Genomic DNA, 17,658 nt, shown 5'->3' with positions numbered 1-17,658 from the left:
AGGGTATTATAAAATAGGGTGTCCCATAAATGGGATGTAACTCAAATAGAGGTAGTTATTAAATAGCTATTGTAGGCTTACATATTTATAAATCGGAATTCATGGTAGGAAAACTATCCGAAGATATAACCTCACATTTAAAGAGTCTTGATAAGTTCATGAGCTACTACAATCATCATCGATATCCTTGCCGACTATATGGTAAAACGCCTATGCAAATTGTAAACGGCGATATAATTGATAAACATTTATACACGCAAAAAATAAAAGAGGCTCAGGTAGCTAGAGTGAAGACTAATCAAAATTTCAATGCTTGTATACCAAACCTAGGATGTAACTCATTCTAGCGCTCTTAAATCAAGAAAAGCACTTTCACTAATTCAATTTCATATAAAAAAAATAAAGGCATACCTAACACAGAAAATTAGTATCTCCATATTTTAATGTCTTGGTAAATTATAAGCAGTATAATTTACCAAGACATTCTTTAATATGAGAATCAGATTACAATCCCTTTAATCATGCGACTTGTTCCAAAGTTGGAACAAGTCCTATAGGTAAAGGGTTGTAATTATATTTTCTTGTTTTAACAATCTAAATTGAAGTCTAGCCTTTTCAAACCTTAAGGGGTGCAAACCGAAAGATTATATATTTCCCCCATATTTATAAACATTGCTTTTTTCAACACTTTTTTCAAACTTAAAATTATATTCATCAGTAAGTCTATTATAATAAAATCCTCCTAAATAGTTTTCAGGTAAATCAGAACCCCATTTATGATTATCATTTCTCTGTATCTCTCCTGTTTTCTTTATGATAAAATAACTTTTTCCATCGCAATCAATAAGATTATAAAACTCAATTTCATCAAACAAATATGAATTACAATCACCGTCTACATTATCTCTTAATTTATTAGAGTCAATTTCTGAATATTCACTATTCGTTATAATTAGCTTTTTGCCAAGCTCTCTAGAAAAAAACAAGCTTGTGGACTCTACAGTAATTGAGTCTACATCAATTGCTTCATTTTTATCATCACATGATAAAAATAAACAGAAAAATAAAAATGTGTAGTAATTATTCATTGTGACTGTTATTATTATTCTTTTACACTATCTCTCCACGTCGCGCGCATCTTTTGATGCGAGTGTTCTAGAGTCGCATTTGCAATGCGAATAGTATTTCACGTCGCGCGCATTTTGAATGCGTGAGTTTTAGAGTTGCATTTGCAATGCGAATAGTATTATAATAGAAAAGGAAAGGAAAGCTCATTAAAGCTTTCCTTTTTTAATAATATATGTGTTATGTACTTAAGAAAGCACCTCTTTAATTCTTCTCATCGCTTCAACGATTTGTTCTTCACTTGCTGCATAAGAAATACGTATGCAATTAGGTGCACCAAAGGCATCTCCAGAAACCGTAGCAACATTTGCTTCTTCTAGAATCATAAGGGAGAAATCTGTTGAGGTTTCTATTTTATGGCCTTTTACCGTTTTACCAAACCACTCAGAAACATCTGGGAATATATAGAAAGCACCTTCTGGACTGTCTGTTGTAAAACCTTTTATTTCTGACGCTAGTCCTAGTATCAAGTCACGACGCTTTGCAAAAGCATCGATCATGTATTGAATCTTAGAAATCGGTGCTTCTAATGCTGTAATAACCGCACGTTGTGCAATACAGTTAGTACCACTAGTAATCTGTCCTTGCATCTTGTTACACGCTCTTGCTATCCATGTAGGTGCGCCTATGTAACCTACTCTCCAGCCAGTCATGGCAAATGCTTTACTGACTCCATTAATAGTAACCGTACGGTCATACATACTAGGTATAGCAGCTATACTCGCATGTTTGCCAGTATAATTAATGTGCTCATAGATTTCATCACTTACTACCACGATATCTGGATAGTCTGCAAGTACGTCTGCAAATGCTTGTAACTCTTCTTCACTAAATAAACTACCACTAGGGTTGTTAGGAGAAGAGAATAACATCATCTTAGTCTTAGGCGTGATGGCAGCTCTCAGTTGCTCTGCAGTTATTTTAAAGTTTTGTTCTACACCAGCTCTTACTTCTACAGGAACACCTTCTGCTAGTTCTACTATAGCGGCATAACTTACCCAGTAAGGAGCAGGAAGAATACATTCATCACCTTTGTTAAGTAGAACCATGGCTACATTTGCAATAGATTGCTTTGCTCCAGTAGATACTACTATCTGACTGCGGTCATAAGTAAGGTTATTATCTCTTTTAAATTTATTGATAATAGCATCCTTTAATTCTGGATAACCATCTACAGGAGTGTAGCTATTATAGTTCTCGTTAATAGCATTTATAGCTGCTTCTTTAACAAAGTCTGGTGTGTTAAAATCAGGCTCACCTAGACTTAAACCTATAATGTCTTTTCCTTGTTCTTTTAATTCACGAGCTTTTGCGGCCATAGCCAGCGTTGCACTAACAGGTAAATTATTGATGCGATCAGATAATTGCGATTTCATAACGATATAATTGAATTACAAAAATATCATAACACTTGAATTAACAATCGCATTGAACGAGAATTATTATTTTATTTTTGCACAAACTTATAAATAGTGCATCAAATCATAAAAGAACATTTTCCGCATATTACAGACCATCAATTAGAACAGTTTTCTAGACTAGGTGATTTGTATGCAGAATGGAACGCTCAGATTAATGTTATCTCAAGAAAAGACATTGATCAACTGTATACTCGACATGTCTTACACTCTCTAGGAATTGTGTCTGTAGTCCGCTTTCGCGAAAGCTTACCTAATAAAACAGGTGGTACGAGAGTACTGGACGTAGGGACTGGTGGTGGATTTCCTGGAATTCCACTCGCTATTATGTTTCCTAAAACTAGTTTTCATCTTATCGATGCGATAGGTAAGAAGATCAAAGTAGTAGATGCTGTAGTTGAAGCGTTGGGACTTACTAACGTAACTACAGAGCATGGAAGAGCAGAAAAAGTTAAGGGACGTTTTGATTTTGTAGTCTCTAGAGCAGTGACTAATATGCCAGATTTTGTAAGTTGGGTAAGAAATAAAATCAGAAAAGAAAGTTGTCACAACTTAAAAAATGGAATTTTGTATCTTAAAGGTGGTGATCTTACAGAAGAATTAAAAGATTTCCCCAAGGCACAAATCTATGAACTAGAAGATGTTTTTGAAGATCCATTCTTTGAAACTAAAAAAGTGGTTCATTTACCGTTAAAGTAAGTGAAATCAGTACAACCATGAATACAGAAAAGCCGTTATCAAATTAATGATAACGGCTTTTATTATTTTATAGAGAGATAAATTACTCTCCTAAGAAAGGATATCTGTAATCTACTGGAGTTACAAATGTTTCTTTAATCATACGTGGAGAAACCCATCTAAGTAAGTTCAATTTAGAACCTGCCTTATCATTAGTTCCAGAAGCACGAGCACCACCAAAAGGTTGTTGACCAACCACAGCACCTGTACATTTGTCGTTGATATAGAAGTTACCAGCACAGTTCTCTAAAGCTGTAGTTGCTTGAGATACGGCATAGCGATCTTGACCTAAAATAGCGCCAGTTAATGCATATTCACTAGTTTCATCAACTAACTTCAACATTTCAGCATATTGATCATCTTCATACACATAAATAGTAATCACAGGACCGAATAATTCAGTCTCCATAGTTACATACTTAGGGTCTGTAGTAACGATAACAGTTGGGTCTACAAACCATCCTTTAGATTTGTCATAGTTACCACCTATAACCACCTCTGCATTTGAGTCGCTTTTTGCACCGTCTATATACTTAGCAAGTTTATCAAAAGAACCTTCGTGAATCACAGCAGTAATAAAATTGCTCATGTCTTCTGGAGATCCCATTTTAAAGCTCTCTACATCTGTTCTAATTAACTTTTCTACCTCTGTCCACATACTTTTAGGTATGTAAGCACGAGAAGCAGCACTACATTTCTGACCTTGGAATTCAAAGGCACCTCTAACTATAGCAGTTGCAACCTGTGCAGGTACAGCGCTACTGTGAGCTACTATAAAGTCTTTACCACCAGTTTCTCCTACTATTTTAGGATAGGTTTTATAAGTATTAATGTTCTCACCTACTTTAGTCCATAGACTTTTAAATACAGCTGTAGAACCAGTAAAGTGAACACCAGCAAAATCTGGGTGTGTCATTACCTCGTCAGTCATCATAACAGGATCTGCATTAACCATGTTGATAACACCATCAGGTACACCAGCTTCTCTAAATACTTCTACAATTACTTGAGCACTTAACATCTGGTGGTCACTAGGTTTCCATACACAAACGTTACCCATTAAGGCAGCACTAGCAGGTAGGTTACCAGCAATAGCAGTAAAGTTAAATGGAGAGATACAGTATACAAAACCTTCTAGAGGTCTGTATTCTAGTCTATTCCATGCTCCAGAAGTGGATTCTGGTTGTTCTGCATAGATCTCTGTCATATACTGTACGTTAAATCTTAAGAAGTCTATAAGTTCACAAGCGGCATCTATTTCTGCTTGGAAAATAGTTTTAGACTGGTTAATCATAGTAGCCGCATTGATACGTGCTCTATAGGGACCAGCAATAAGCTCTGCAGCTTTTAAGAAAATACCAGCTCTTTGTTCCCATGGTAATTGTGACCATGATTTACGAGCTTCTATAGCAGTTTCTATAGCTTCTTGAACCTCTTTCTTACCACCTCTGTGGTAGTTACCTACTACATTTTGGTGATCATGTGGCGGTCTTATAGCTGCGGTATCACCGGTTTTAACCTCTTTACCATTAATATATAGCGGTACTTCTGTGTTAGCATTCCACAATTCTTTGTAAGCTGCTAGCACTTGATCTCTTTCTACAGTTCCTGGAGCATAAGTCTTAATAGGCTCATTTACAGCAACTGGGACTTTGAAAAATCCTTTTCCCATGATATAATTTTGTTTATTAATTTGAGCGTGAAATTACGAAGAATCTATCGCATCAGGAAGTGGTGAGGTGGTAAAGTAGTCTTAATGTCGTTGAGAAGATGGATGTGGGTTCCGCTTTCGCGAAAGCGAGATCTACAACTATCTAATTTAAAGCAAATGGAGCACTTAGTTTAAATGCAGGTATAATGACGCTGAATTGTTTACTGTTAGAAAAGTTAACCATATTATAGAATCCACTCATATTACCAAAAGGCGATGCAAGAAGGCAGCCACTTTGATAGGTGTGAGATTCTCCAGGTTTCAATACAGGCTTTTTCCCAATAACGCCCTCGCCATCTACATGTTCTGTGCGGCTTAGGCTATCTTTAATTCTCCAGTGACGTGTGTGCAATTGCACAGAGTCTTTGCTTTGATTTTCTATAGTTATGATATAGGCAAAGGCAAAGTGCATCTTATAATTTTTATAAAATGTACCCTCAAAACTCGTTTGAACCGAGATCTTAATTCCTCTGGTAACCTGTTGTATCATAATTTAATAAAGCGCTATTCCTACCAAAAGTAGTAAACTTACTCCTGTAATGAGTCCGATTACAAATATAAAACTTACTAAAAGAAATTTTAGTATAGTTTTTATGCGTCGCTGCCCATAAAAATTGCGCATGGATTTGTAAAAATAGAAAGGTCCAATAAACCAGAAAAAGAATTGAGCAAGATTAATATACCCAAAGGTGATCCATTTTACTAAGAATAGCAATATCATACTTAGAAATACAAAGGTAAACACGTTAAATGCAAATACCAGATGTTCCATGTAAGTGAAATCTCTACGTGCGTATAATAGCCAAAGAAACAGAGTTAAAACTGGAGTAAATAGAAATAAGAATATAGGTAGTTTAGGTAATATAATATCAACTAGAATAGTAGGGTCTCGACTTATACTTTCCATTAATACCATTTTCTCATATAACGACTGATTCCATTTGGTGTTATTGTGCCCCATTTTTCTTAAGGCTGTTTCTGGGTCTGCTATTTTATGTTTCTCAGTATAAGACTCATAATAACTAATTTGTTTAAAAAATCTCTCAGTAGAACTTAGACTGTCTAGTTGTGCTTGGGTAACAGGTGTAAGCTCGGTTTCTTTGTGATCTTTTGTAGCTTCAGAAACTATGCTGTCGGTTTGTGCTTGTATGTTTTGTTGTTCTCTTATTTGCTCAGCAACCATCTTACCTACATAGGGCTGGCTCTCTATCTCTTTAAGTTGTTCTTCGGTTAAGGGTTCGTTATTATTAGTGTCATCTAGTTTTACTGAGAATAAGCCATTACCCACATCTATATCTGCTTCTTGATTTTTAGCTTTTGTATTTTCTACTACGCTATCGGTAAATAACTCAAAAAACTCTTGTGCTTGTATCATTAAGAAAAAGACAATACAGACACTAAGGAAGAAACGAAATGGATTTGCATAGCTCAGTCGTTTTCCTTTGATAAACTCCTTACTTACAAAACCAGGTTTAAACAGTAATTGTTTAATCGTGCGCCATATTCTACTATCATAAGAAAACAAATTAGAAAAGAACTCACCAAAGAAATCTTGTAATGCCAGTTGCTTAGTAGAATTAAGCTGTCCACATTGATGGCAGTACTTATCTTCTGCATCTAACGGAGTACCGCAATTGAGGCATTCTTCTCCTCTATATCTAATAAGCGATCTTGTAGTAGGTTTCATGGGCGGTGGTTAGTCGCTGGTAAAAATAGGGAAACTTAACCTTTATAACGCTCAGTTTACTCTACTCTTAATTTAACAGGTAGAGCAAAAAGTACTCTCACTAATTCACCGTCTGAGTTTAGAGCAGGAGTTAGAGAAGGTACTTCGTTAATTACTCTTATAGCTTCTTCAGCAAATTTTACATTCTTGAAGCCATGAGCAGATATAACTGTTATTTCACCTTTTTTATCAATGAAAAATTGAAAACTCATATTTTCATTAATAGATTGATTGTTTTGTTTATTAATGATATAATTTTTACTTATAAATATATTTAATTCTCTGCTCAAGCACTTTTTAGCTTCTTTGATATCAGAAAATTCATCGCAATGAGGATGTTTAGGATAACGACTCATTTTATGATTATCCACTGGTTTGGTAGTTATTTGATAACTGTAATAATCATGCTTAAATTCAATGGGTAAATTTGTGAGAATAGGTTTTTCTTGATCATCAAAACTTAATTTGTAAAAAATATTTATGGTAGAACTGTAGTAATCTAGATTAGATGGGATTGTTTTAAATAATGGTTTAAATGTCATTAGATGCAATGCGTCTTCAATAGAATCCAAAGGATCATTTGAATTAAGAATGCTTGCTCTAGTTAATGTTTTGTCTAATCCGTCTACTTTATGCATGTATAGATTAAGTTGAAGGTTGATAACATCATTTATAGCACTGGTATTTAGGCGATCGTTGCCTAATTCAATAATTGCTGAAGATAACTCTTCTTGTAAATGATTGTAAAATGCTACTTCTGGATTGTTATCGTTTTTAGAACTCGTGGTTACTAAGTTAATTCTATCGATATTATTTTTAATTAAGTTTCTTCGTGGTATATCGTATACTGTTTCAAATGGAATAGGTTCTAAATTTCCGCTTTCCTTCAACACGTAGAGGAGATCATAATTGATATAATTATAGTCAGTAAATTTTCTTTTAACTCTTTTATTCGGTTTAAACTTTTCTAAAGTTATTCCTTCTACAGCTATAGGTGTTGAAAATAAATTTTTATAAAATGCGTCAGTTAAGAATGCTTTTCTAGCATTACCTTTTTTATTAATTTGAATAGAAAGTGCAACAACTACAGTGTCTCGTATTGTTTTTTCTCTTAGTTGTTCAATTTGTTCTACAGATAAATATTTAATTACCTTAGATTGAAAGTTTTCATACATAATTCTATTGAAATCGTCATCCTTTTCTAAGCCTTTTGCAATAGCATCTTGGTTTTTATCGCTGTTTTTTATAGTACGGCTAGTTCTTCTTTGATACGATTGAGCAATGGAAAGTTGACAGGTCATGATGATGACCAGCAGTGTAGAGATTTTCTGAAACATTAAAATTTGATTGATTGGTTTTAAAGCTATTGCAAAAGTAATTAATTCGCGAGTTAGCTTCGACTGAATATTTTATGGAATCGATAGGTTGTTCTGCTTTAAATGTAACTTTAGTTGGTGGTCTTGCTTGTTACGGAATTATAACTGCACTATATTTAGCAGAAATAGATGATTGTGATATACAATTACAAAGATGTAATAGGTAATGCAACCTAAATATATTTAATTATGGTTATAGATAAAAGAAATCAACATGTAATCGCATATTTTTTGATTCTAGCAATAGGAACATCATTTTTTAAACTTTCTTATTTTGAAGATAGTTTTTTAAATAGGATGATTTTTTATGGGATGTTATTGATTTTAGGAATAGCAATGTTAATCTATCACCGCAAATCATTAAATAAAAATGTCCTTGTAGTTCAATTTTCATTTGTGATTTTAATGATAACCTTTATGTTAGTTACCTATCTTTAAAAAGGTAAATTTCAAAAATACTTAGAACATCCTTCTAAGCATTTTTTTAATTCGAAGTGTCTTTGCAAGGATGTTTGATTAATTTTTAAAACCAATTTTATGAAATTTTTGAATTATATTATATTTACACTGCATAGGAATCTTAACGTTTAGTTCTTGCTCAACTGATAGGGATCTAACAGAATCTAGTGATCTTTCTATTTTTAAGTCTGTTGAAGAGTCGAGTGGTATATCCGTAAATGATTATTTAGAGGGTGAATATGGACAAGCACTAGTTATTATTAAATCCGATAGTTATTTGAGTGAAGGTGATTCAGAATTAATTATCACTAGTTTTGTACATCCAACGAATTCTAACATAGAAGTATTTACAACAAGTAATGTAAATACCGGAGATATTGTTGACTTTATTGAGATCGATTGGGATTTAAATGAAGCTCAAATAACAAATGTTTATTGGGAAGAAAAAGAAGTCTCAGATTTGAGCGTTGAAGGAATTGAGTTTTCGCAAGGAGAAGACTTTATTGATATTGCCTTAGCTCAAGCTGAGGAACAACAATCTTATCAAATTAACTCTAGAGTAAGAGGTTTTGGTTGGACTTGTGGTCCAGTTGTAGAATCGCCAGGTGGAAATTTTAGAACTTGTTGTCACAGAATTTTCTGGAGACGCACTCAACCATGTAATCAATACGGAGCGGGTCATTTACCTGGGAAAAATCCTAGAATTGTCAGTATAAGTCAGTAAATTAAATTTTAACTAAATAGGCGTAATATGCATTATTACGCCTATTTTATATAAATCAAAATGAAAATTACCTTTACTTTTTTTTGCTTATTATTTTTAAGTTCGATGGGAGCTCAAAACGTTGTTGTAATAGATGCTGATTCACAAGAGGTGATACCTTTTGCTAATATTTATTATAAGAACAATTTTTCTTACAGTAATGAAATGGGTAAGGTAGATCTTTCAAAATTTGAAAACACTGATTCTCTAAATGTTAATTCGATAGGTTATAAAAAATTGATAATTCAAAAGAAAATTATTTCAGATACTATATATCTTAGTAAAGAGGTGCAACTTTTGAATTTGATCACAATAAATGCGTTTAAAGGAACAGTTGGGTCAACTAAAAAACTCAAAAGCTCAAGAATTTTAGGTAATCAAATATTGCCTTGTCATTTTAATATTTTTTCAAAGGTTACCTCAAATCCATCCTTAGAAGGAAATGTAATATCATCAATTGAAATACCATTTGATAAACATAGGGGTTTGAGAAATACATTGAAGGATAGATATAAAAAAATGAAATTATTAGTTAGGTTAAACATTTATAAATCAAGTGATAGTGGTTTTGGAGAGTTGCTGTTTACATCAAAACCTCAGAATATAATTACAGGTAAAAATGATTTGATAGTTTTTTCTCTCTCAGATGTTAATCTCAAGTTTTCAAAAGATGGTTTCTATTTACAATTAGAACATTTAGGGGCGGTAAATGATTTAGGTGAGTTTGTTGATTGTAATGATCTGTTTTTTGCAAGAATTGATATATCAGACAAGCTATCCAAACAATACAATATTACCTCATTTAAAGTAAATGCCAATGGTAATGTAGATAGCAGTGAACCTTTAAATTATAAACAGGTTTTTGGAGAAAACGGTAAAGATGGAAATTACTTTCTTAACTATAGATTTACTTACTATGATAATAATTAATTCGTAATGTTCTGCGAGTTAGCCTCACCTATTCCTATTAATCGGTCATAGCGACCACCTAGTTCTCGGTAATAAGCAAGTACAGAATATTGATTTTCTGTTTGCCATTTGTTACCACTTATAAATCCTGGGTCTTGAGAACCGTCATTGTAGACTATCGTGTATCGGTAATTGTAAAACCCTTGTTTAAGTAAAATAATAGCCTCGTATTTTCCTGTTTTTGGATTTAAAACAGCCTCGTTCTCTGGTTGTAATTGGTAAGCGTTATAGTTACCTAATATATAAATCTTTGCATCTGGCGGCACCTCGATACCTTGAGCGTCTAGAGCAAAATGAATATTCACATATTCTGCTTGTATGTCGTTATCTTCATTATCTAGTGTTGTTACTAGGTAGTTACCATTGATGTCAGGATTGTAAGTGTATTCAATATCTCTGCGTGCACCATCTATAAAAAGGTAAGCGTTGTATAGGTCTTTCTTACGCACAAAATCAATGTTGATGTTAGGAGATCTAAAATCTTTATTCTCAAAATTAAGAAACTCATTTCCTGCCCAGAAAGAAGTCTCTTCATCATACTTGTATACCTGTTTATTGCCTAGATTAAATTGAGGTTTTACATTAGTAATAGCAGTCTTTAAATCACTATTTTGTAGAATCACCGTTTTTAATTGCTGGTCTGGATTGATAAAATTGATCTCTTGAGAGTCGATAAAGAACTGTACCCTTTGCTGGTGTAAAACATAATTTAAATCTCTAGCACGTTTAATTTCTACACCTACAGACGCTTTTTCATCTAAGACCATAAATTTTCTAGAAAAAATAAGTTCATGAGCGTCATTATAGAAATGAATCATGTAATTACCACTTACTTTAAAACCTTTGGTAAACTGATTAGGTACCGTTAAGTCATAATGAGAATAAGGTTGTATGGTAGTAAAAGAGTTGCGATAGTTAAAAATGCGCATGTCATCGATACCTTCTAGAAACTCATTTTTAAATAATTTACTAGGTTTCCAGTCATAATCGTAGTGCTCAAATTGATAATAATAATCTGCCTCGTCACCTATCACATCGTCAAAACTGATCTGAAAAGTGTCTCCTAGATTGAAAATAGGGAGCATGTTTTCAGGCGGTTTGTTAAAAGTTACCGACTTAATGTAGTCAGGGTCAATAACTAGTTCTTTTTCACTTTGAGAATTGCCTTGAAAAAAGAAAAGAAAAACTGTAATAAAAAGTAAAATATACGACTTCATAAATGGTTTACACTAAGTGATAAATATAATATAATTGTTAGTTATAGTTACGCTTTCGCGAAAGCGATGCCAAAACAGGCTATTTTGTTTATTTAGATTATTTCTAAATAGTTATATCTACCGGTTTTAAAGGCTTTATTGCGTAAATTTGCGAACTTTAAAAAAAGACTAAATATAACATCCTATGTCAAAGGACATTAGAGTAAGAAAAGGGCTTGATCTAAAGCTCAAAGGTGAGGCTGACAAGAAAATTGTCAATGCGCCGCAGTCTTCCATTTATGCAATAAAACCTGCCGATTTTCACGCTGTAGTACCTAAGTTAGTACTTAAGGAAGGAGCGTCTGTAAAGGCTGGGGAAACCGTATTTTATTCCAAGTATGATGAAAAAGTAAAGTTTGCTGCTCCTGTGAGTGGAACTATTACTGAGATTCTACGTGGTGCTAAAAGAAGGATTCTTGAGGTTAAAATTACTGCAAATGGAACTAACGACGCTATAAATCGTGGTAAGGTGAATCCTGCTTCTGCTAGTGCAGACCAGGTACGTAACTTACTTCTAGAAAGCGGTTGCTGGCCATTTATTATACAACGACCGTACAGTATCGTTGCAAATTCTGAAGATACACCTAAATCTATCTTTATATCTGCTTACACAACAGCGCCTCTAGCAGGTGATGCTGAGGTAATTCTAGCAGATAAAAAAGAAGCTTTTCAGGCTGGAGTTACCGCTCTTAGTAAACTTACTACAGGTGCAGTGCACTTGTGTGTAGGAAAAGGGTCGGATCTTAAGAATATTAAAGATGCTGAGGTACATACGGTAAAAGGACCGCATCCTGCTGGAAATGTAGGTGTGCAAATTCATAAACTAGATCCTGTGAATATGGGAGATAGAGTGTGGACTGTAGGTGCTGAAGATGTTGCTACCATAGGTAATCTATTCTTAACTGGTGAGTTTAAACCAGAAAGGACTATTGCTCTAGTAGGTACTGATGCAAAAGAGTCTGATCGTAAGTATTACCGTACTGTAGTAGGTGCAAATGTGAATAGCATAGCAGGTACTGTAGATACTAATGATACACGTATTATTTCTGGTGATGTTTTAACTGGAGATAAGTTATCAAATGATCAGTTTCTTAACTTCTACAACAATACATTAACTCTTATTCCAGAAGGTAATGAATATGCATTACTAGGCTGGTTGCCATTTACACGTAATAAAGTACCGTCTAATGCTGGTACATCTTTCTCTAGATTATTAGGAGGAAAACGTAAGGTAGATACTAACTTAAATGGTGAAGAAAGAGCTCTAGTAGTAACTGGTGAAATGGAAGAAGTTTTACCGATGGATATTTATCCTTTACAGCTTATCAAAGCCTGTATGAGTGGTGATATTGAAAAAATGGAAAATCTAGGTATCTATGAAGTAGCGCCAGAAGATTTTGCTCTTATTGATTTTACAAATACGTCTAAACTAGAAGCACAAGAAGTGATACGTCTAGGATTAGATTTAATGATAACAGAAGTAGGATAGACTATGAAATGGGTTAGAAACAAATTAGACCAAGCTAGAAAGCCATTTGAACCTGGACAAAAATTAGAAAAATTTGCTCCAGCGATCAATGCTTTTGATACTTTTTTATATACTCCTAATCACACGACTAAAAAAGGAGCGCATATACGCGACGTTGTAGATTTAAAGCGTACAATGATTACCGTTGTATTTGCTTTGATACCAGCACTTCTTTTTGGAATGTGGAATACAGGTGCTCAGTACTTGTATCAAGATATGGGATTAGAAAATGTAACTGACGTTCCTTTTTGGGATGCTTTTATAGAAGGAGCGCTTTTAGTAACTCCTCTTATTTTAGTGAGTTATATAGTAGGACTTACAATTGAATTTATTTTTGCGATCTATAGAGGTCATGAGGTTAATGAAGGTTACTTAGTAACTGGTATGTTAATTCCTATGATTTTCCCTGTAGACATTCCATTATGGATGCTTGCTATCTCTGTAGCTTTTGCTGTTTTGATAGGTAAAGAAGCTTTCGGTGGTACAGGAATGAATATCTTAAATCCTGCTCTTACAGCACGTGCATTTGCATTCTTTGCATATCCATTGTACATGTCTGGTAATGCGATATGGGTACATGAAGGTGCTACAGACGGTATTTCTGGAGAGACTATTTTAGGTACTCTTGCACAAGGTAAATCGGTTGCATATAGCTTCTTTGATGCTGCTGCTGGATTTATTCCAGGTTCAGTTTCAGAAACGTCTACTATAGCCGTTCTTATAGGTGCAGCAATTCTTATACTTACTAAAGTGGGTAGTTGGAGAATTATTCTTAGTGGTTTTGCTGGTGCAGCGATCATGGGATTAATTTTCAATGCTTTTGGATTAAATGCTCTAATGGATTTTAAATGGTACATGCACTTAGTAGTAGGTGGGTTATCTTTTGGTATTGTCTTTATGGCTACCGATCCTGTAAGTGCAGCACAAACCTTAAAAGGTAAGTGGATATATGGATTCCTTTGTGGTTTCTTTGGTGTTATGATACGTGTATTTAACCCAGCATATCCAGAAGGTATCATGCTTGCTATTTTATTGATGAACGTATTTGCTCCAACTATTGATCATTATGTAGTACAGGCAAACGTGAATAAACGTAAAAAACGCCTTTCTAAAGCAAAGGCAAAACTTCAAACAGCTTAGAAATGGATAGAAATTCAAATGCTTATACATTCATATTTGCAGTGATTCTTGTAGCTGTTGTAGCAAGTGCTCTTGCATTTGCAGCAACACAATTACAACCAGCACAAGCAGAGAATGTAAAGAACGAAAAAATGCAAAACATTCTTGGTACCGTAGGTATCGAGGTGTCTAGAGATAGCGCAGCTGTACCTTTTGATAAATACATCGTAGAGCGTATTGCTCTAGATAGTAAAGGTCAGGAAAAAACAGAAGTGAATGCCTTTGAAGTAGATCTTAAGAAAGAACTTAAGAAAGATGTAGAAGAGCAGTCTTTTCCACTATACGTTGCAAACGTAGAAGGAGCAAAATACTATATCGTACCATTAAGAGGTAAAGGTCTTTGGGATGCTATATGGGGTTATATCGCTCTTAAAGACGATGTGAACACTATTAAAGGTGCTGTTTTTGACCACAAAGGAGAAACTCCTGGTTTAGGTGGAGAGATTACACAAGTATGGTTCAAGAAAAGATTTGATGATGAAAAAGTCTTTGATGAATCAGGAAACTTTATAGGTGTGTCTGTTGCTAAGGGTTACCAAGGTGGAGATAATAAGGATGATAATGCAGTAGATGCTATTTCTGGTGCTACTATTACAGGTGATGGTGTTACTGACATGATCTCTGAGCGTCTTAAGAGATACCTTCCTTACTTTAAAAATAAAACTAACGTAAAAGTGGCAGCTAACTAGTAGTTAGTTAAGCTTTCGCGAAAGCGATATAAAAAAACAACGGCAATGGCTGAAAATAAAGAATTAACTAAAAAAGAAGATCTTATTCTTTTCTTATCAGATACTGATGAGAGAGAAGGGCTTCTAGGTAAGAAAAATAGAAAGTTACTTTCTGATCCACTTACAGACAATAACCCAATTACAGTACAGGTATTAGGTATTTGTAGTGCACTTGCAATTACAGTTCAATTAGAGCCGGCGATTGTAATGTCTCTTGCGGTTATGGCGGTAATGGCTTTTAGTAACATGATCATATCGATGTTACGTAATTTAATACCTTCTCGTATTCGTATTATCGTACAACTAGTAATTGTTGCAGCGTTAGTAATTCTTGTTGATCAAGTATTAAGAGCTTATGCATACGATGTGTCTAAACAACTGTCGGTATTTGTAGGTCTTATTATTACTAACTGTATCGTAATGGGTCGACTAGAGGCATTTGCTTTAGGTAACGGTGTTTATAAATCATTCTTAGATGGAATAGGTAATGCAGCAGGTTATGCATTTATTCTTATTCTAGTAGCTTTCTTTAGAGAGTTATTAGGAGCAGGTAAATTATTTGGTGCTCAAATCATTCCAGATTCATGGTATGAAGCTGGTTATTCTAATAACGGTTTAATGCTATTATCACCTATGGCATTGATTACAGTAGGTATCATTATATGGGTACAGCGTAGTCGCAATAGATCTTTAATAGAACAAAATTAATTTAAGAAATAGAACAAAATGGATTTAATCAATCTTTTCGTAAGAAGTGTTTTTATAGAGAACATGATATTTGCCTATTTCTTAGGTATGTGTTCTTACTTAGCCGTTTCAAAATCGGTTAAGACTGCGGTAGGTCTAGGAGCTGCTGTTGTATTTGTACTAGGTATTACAGTACCTATTAACTGGTTACTTGATACTTATTTGTTAAAGCCTGGTGCTTTAGAATGGTTAGGTACTGAGTATGCTGATGTTGATTTATCATTCTTAAGTTTTATCATGTTTATCGCTGTTATCGCGAGTATGGTACAACTAGTAGAAATGGTGGTAGAGCGTTTTGCTCCGTCACTTTATAGTGCGTTAGGTATTTTCCTTCCTTTAATTGCTGTAAACTGTGCCATTTTAGGTGGTTCTTTATTTATGCAACAAAAAGATTTTTCAGGAATATCAGAATCACTTACTTACGGTGTAGGTAGTGGTGTAGGTTTTTTCCTTGCAATATTAGCCATTGCTGCTATACGTGAGAAAATATCTTACTCTAACGTGCCAGCACCTTTAAGAGGTCTAGGTATTACGTTTATTATAACTGGACTTATGGCGATAGGCTTCATGAGTTTTATGGGAATAGAAATTTAAAAAGGAAACATAGATATGGATTCTAATATGATAACGATTTTAGCGAGTGTAGTGATTTTTCTTACACTTATCTTATTACTGGTTTCTCTTTTACTAGGAGCAAAGTCTAAGCTACTTCCTTCTGGACCGGTTACTATTAATGTAAATGGAGAGAAAGATATTACTACAGGTTCTGGTGGGACACTACTAGGTACTTTGGGTGATAATAAATTATTCTTACCATCTGCCTGTGGTGGTGGTGGTACCTGTGTACAATGTAAATGTATCGTATCTGACGGTGGTGGATCTATTCTACCTACTGAGGTGCCTCACTTTACAAGAAAAGAAATTGCCGAAGGATGGAGATTAGGATGTCAGGTTAAAGTAAAGCAAGACATGAAAATCGAGATTCCAGAAGAAGTTTTTGGTATCAAGAAGTGGGAAGCAGAGGTTGTACGTAATTATAACGTAGCATCTTTTATTAAGGAATTTGTTGTTCTTCTTCCAGAAGATATGCATTATGAAGCTGGTGGTTATATCCAAATCGAAATTCCTAAGTGTGAAGTACGCTTTGAAGATATGGACATCACGGCTCACCCAGAAGAACATGAAACGCCAGATAAATTTCAAGCAGAATGGGATAAGTTCAACTTATGGCCACTTGTAATGAAAAATAACGAAACGGTAGAAAGAGCTTATTCTATGGCTTCTTTCCCTGCAGAAGGTCGTGAAATCATGCTTAACGTGCGTATTGCTACGCCGCCATGGGATAGAGCAAAGAATGGATGGATGGATGTAAATCCTGGTGTAGCTAGTTCTTATATCTTTAACCAAAAGAAAGGAGACAAAGTAGTAGTTTCTGGACCTTATGGAGAATTCTTTATCAACCACTCTGAGGCAGAAATGCTTTACGTAGGTGGTGGAGCAGGAATGGCACCTATGCGTTCTCACTTGTATGAGCTTTTCAAAACATTGAAAACTAACCGTAAAGTGACTTACTGGTATGGTGGTCGTTCTAAAAGAGAATTATTTTACATCGAGCACTTCCGTTCACTAGAACGTGAGTTCCCTAACTTTAAATTCTACCTAGCCCTTTCTGAGCCAGCTGAAGAAGATAACTGGAAAGTAAAAGATGATATTCATGCAGAAGGAGATGGATTTGTAGGATTCATTCACCAGGTAGTAATTGATCAATATTTAACTAAACATGATGCTCCAGAAGATCTAGAAGTTTATTTCTGTGGACCACCATTAATGAATAACGCGGTAGGTAAAATGGCCGAAGACTTTGGAGTTGATCCTGAGAATATTCGTTTTGATGATTTCGGAGGATAGTAAATATTCACCTAACTCTATTAAAAA

The 17,658-nt window shown here is 34.5% G+C and carries 17 protein-coding genes; 10 read left to right on the top strand and 7 right to left on the bottom strand.

From position 1 onward, the window contains the following. The first annotated feature begins 62 nt into the window (after window positions 1-62). Complete coding sequence (locus ACJJVN_RS10125) at window positions 63-347, top strand: IS3 family transposase (protein ID WP_405379242.1); 285 nt, start codon at window positions 63-65, stop codon at window positions 345-347. A 297-nt stretch (window positions 348-644) separates the two neighbouring features. Here ACJJVN_RS10125 and ACJJVN_RS10120 read toward each other — a convergent pair whose 3' ends face one another. After that, on the bottom strand, window positions 645-1,088 hold the full coding sequence (locus ACJJVN_RS10120; protein ID WP_104516802.1) for a hypothetical protein: 444 nt from the start codon (window positions 1,086-1,088) through the stop codon (window positions 645-647). A 225-nt stretch (window positions 1,089-1,313) separates the two neighbouring features. Continuing rightward, on the bottom strand, window positions 1,314-2,501 hold the full coding sequence (locus tag ACJJVN_RS10115) for a pyridoxal phosphate-dependent aminotransferase (RefSeq protein ID WP_405378009.1): 1,188 nt from the start codon (window positions 2,499-2,501) through the stop codon (window positions 1,314-1,316). A 96-nt stretch (window positions 2,502-2,597) separates the two neighbouring features. On the opposite strand from ACJJVN_RS10115, the gene rsmG reads away from it, so the two are divergent. Then, window positions 2,598-3,242: a 16S rRNA (guanine(527)-N(7))-methyltransferase RsmG gene (rsmG, locus tag ACJJVN_RS10110; RefSeq protein ID WP_104513791.1), complete on the top strand. Its 645-nt coding sequence runs from the start codon at window positions 2,598-2,600 to the stop codon at window positions 3,240-3,242. Window positions 3,243-3,324: 82 nt separating this feature from the next. On the opposite strand, the gene pruA is transcribed toward rsmG, so the two are convergent. From pruA to ACJJVN_RS10090, 4 genes are all read right to left on the bottom strand, one after another. Then, complete coding sequence (pruA, locus tag ACJJVN_RS10105) at window positions 3,325-4,953, bottom strand: L-glutamate gamma-semialdehyde dehydrogenase (RefSeq protein ID WP_405378008.1); 1,629 nt, start codon at window positions 4,951-4,953, stop codon at window positions 3,325-3,327. Between the two features lie 142 nt (window positions 4,954-5,095). After that, entirely contained in the window at window positions 5,096-5,482 is a 387-nt protein-coding gene (apaG, locus tag ACJJVN_RS10100) for a Co2+/Mg2+ efflux protein ApaG (protein ID WP_405370657.1), read from the bottom strand. Between the two features lie 3 nt (window positions 5,483-5,485). Continuing rightward, the gene (locus ACJJVN_RS10095) at window positions 5,486-6,679 is read right to left on the bottom strand and encodes a DUF3667 domain-containing protein (RefSeq protein ID WP_405378007.1); all 1,194 of its coding nucleotides are present in this window, start codon (window positions 6,677-6,679) and stop codon (window positions 5,486-5,488) included. Between the two features lie 56 nt (window positions 6,680-6,735). Beyond that, window positions 6,736-8,055, bottom strand: coding sequence for a hypothetical protein (locus ACJJVN_RS10090; RefSeq protein WP_405378006.1), 1,320 nt, complete (start codon window positions 8,053-8,055; stop codon window positions 6,736-6,738). A gap of 775 nt (window positions 8,056-8,830) precedes the next feature. Between ACJJVN_RS10090 and ACJJVN_RS10085 the strand changes: the two genes are divergently transcribed. After that, on the top strand, window positions 8,831-9,277 hold the full coding sequence (locus ACJJVN_RS10085; RefSeq protein WP_405378005.1) for a hypothetical protein: 447 nt from the start codon (window positions 8,831-8,833) through the stop codon (window positions 9,275-9,277). 60 nt (window positions 9,278-9,337) lie between these two features. Then, window positions 9,338-10,246, top strand: coding sequence for a hypothetical protein (locus ACJJVN_RS10080; protein WP_405378004.1), 909 nt, complete (start codon window positions 9,338-9,340; stop codon window positions 10,244-10,246). Here ACJJVN_RS10080 and ACJJVN_RS10075 read toward each other — a convergent pair. Continuing rightward, window positions 10,243-11,502, bottom strand: coding sequence for a DUF5103 domain-containing protein (locus ACJJVN_RS10075; RefSeq protein ID WP_405370660.1), 1,260 nt, complete (start codon window positions 11,500-11,502; stop codon window positions 10,243-10,245). The genes ACJJVN_RS10080 and ACJJVN_RS10075 overlap by 4 nt on opposite strands. A 184-nt stretch (window positions 11,503-11,686) precedes the next feature. Here ACJJVN_RS10075 and ACJJVN_RS10070 point away from each other — a divergent pair, with 184 nt between their 5' ends. From ACJJVN_RS10070 to nqrF, 6 genes are read left to right on the top strand one after another with little or no spacing between them, the layout of a single operon-like run. Next, window positions 11,687-13,030: a Na(+)-translocating NADH-quinone reductase subunit A gene (locus ACJJVN_RS10070; protein ID WP_405378003.1), complete on the top strand. Its 1,344-nt coding sequence runs from the start codon at window positions 11,687-11,689 to the stop codon at window positions 13,028-13,030. A 3-nt stretch (window positions 13,031-13,033) separates the two neighbouring features. Next, entirely contained in the window at window positions 13,034-14,209 is a 1,176-nt protein-coding gene (locus ACJJVN_RS10065; RefSeq protein WP_405378002.1) for an NADH:ubiquinone reductase (Na(+)-transporting) subunit B, read from the top strand. Window positions 14,210-14,211: 2 nt separating this feature from the next. Next, complete coding sequence (locus tag ACJJVN_RS10060; protein ID WP_405378001.1) at window positions 14,212-14,937, top strand: Na(+)-translocating NADH-quinone reductase subunit C; 726 nt, start codon at window positions 14,212-14,214, stop codon at window positions 14,935-14,937. Between the two features lie 45 nt (window positions 14,938-14,982). Next, window positions 14,983-15,684, top strand: coding sequence for an NADH:ubiquinone reductase (Na(+)-transporting) subunit D (locus tag ACJJVN_RS10055; RefSeq protein ID WP_104513781.1), 702 nt, complete (start codon window positions 14,983-14,985; stop codon window positions 15,682-15,684). 18 nt (window positions 15,685-15,702) lie between these two features. Further along, window positions 15,703-16,317: an NADH:ubiquinone reductase (Na(+)-transporting) subunit E gene (gene nqrE / locus ACJJVN_RS10050; RefSeq protein WP_104513780.1), complete on the top strand. Its 615-nt coding sequence runs from the start codon at window positions 15,703-15,705 to the stop codon at window positions 16,315-16,317. Window positions 16,318-16,344: 27 nt separating this feature from the next. Further along, on the top strand, window positions 16,345-17,631 hold the full coding sequence (gene nqrF / locus ACJJVN_RS10045) for an NADH:ubiquinone reductase (Na(+)-transporting) subunit F (protein WP_405370664.1): 1,287 nt from the start codon (window positions 16,345-16,347) through the stop codon (window positions 17,629-17,631). Window positions 17,632-17,658: the final 27 nt, after the last annotated feature.

Origin of the sequence: Nonlabens sp. Asnod3-A02 (genome assembly GCF_045063755.1) — a bacterium.
Taxonomy (GTDB): domain Bacteria; phylum Bacteroidota; class Bacteroidia; order Flavobacteriales; family Flavobacteriaceae; genus Nonlabens; species Nonlabens xylanidelens.
This window is presented reverse-complemented; position numbering and strand designations above follow the sequence as displayed.

Bases quoted from the DNA above. Each gene is read 5' to 3' on its own strand.
- ACJJVN_RS10120 (WP_104516802.1), bottom strand. From the start codon at position 1,088: ATGAATAATTACTACACATTTTTATTTTTCTGTTTATTTTTATCATGT.
- ACJJVN_RS10115 (WP_405378009.1), bottom strand. From the start codon at position 2,501: ATGAAATCGCAATTATCTGATCGCATCAATAATTTACCTGTTAGTGCA.
- pruA (WP_405378008.1), bottom strand. From the start codon at position 4,953: ATGGGAAAAGGATTTTTCAAAGTCCCAGTTGCTGTAAATGAGCCTATT.
- apaG (WP_405370657.1), bottom strand. From the start codon at position 5,482: ATGATACAACAGGTTACCAGAGGAATTAAGATCTCGGTTCAAACGAGT.
- ACJJVN_RS10095 (WP_405378007.1), bottom strand. From the start codon at position 6,679: ATGAAACCTACTACAAGATCGCTTATTAGATATAGAGGAGAAGAATGC.
- ACJJVN_RS10090 (WP_405378006.1), bottom strand. From the start codon at position 8,055: ATGTTTCAGAAAATCTCTACACTGCTGGTCATCATCATGACCTGTCAA.
- ACJJVN_RS10080 (WP_405378004.1), top strand. From the start codon at position 9,338: ATGAAAATTACCTTTACTTTTTTTTGCTTATTATTTTTAAGTTCGATG.
- ACJJVN_RS10075 (WP_405370660.1), bottom strand. From the start codon at position 11,502: ATGAAGTCGTATATTTTACTTTTTATTACAGTTTTTCTTTTCTTTTTT.
- ACJJVN_RS10070 (WP_405378003.1), top strand. From the start codon at position 11,687: ATGTCAAAGGACATTAGAGTAAGAAAAGGGCTTGATCTAAAGCTCAAA.
- ACJJVN_RS10065 (WP_405378002.1), top strand. From the start codon at position 13,034: ATGAAATGGGTTAGAAACAAATTAGACCAAGCTAGAAAGCCATTTGAA.
- ACJJVN_RS10060 (WP_405378001.1), top strand. From the start codon at position 14,212: ATGGATAGAAATTCAAATGCTTATACATTCATATTTGCAGTGATTCTT.
- ACJJVN_RS10055 (WP_104513781.1), top strand. From the start codon at position 14,983: ATGGCTGAAAATAAAGAATTAACTAAAAAAGAAGATCTTATTCTTTTC.
- nqrE (WP_104513780.1), top strand. From the start codon at position 15,703: ATGGATTTAATCAATCTTTTCGTAAGAAGTGTTTTTATAGAGAACATG.
- nqrF (WP_405370664.1), top strand. From the start codon at position 16,345: ATGATAACGATTTTAGCGAGTGTAGTGATTTTTCTTACACTTATCTTA.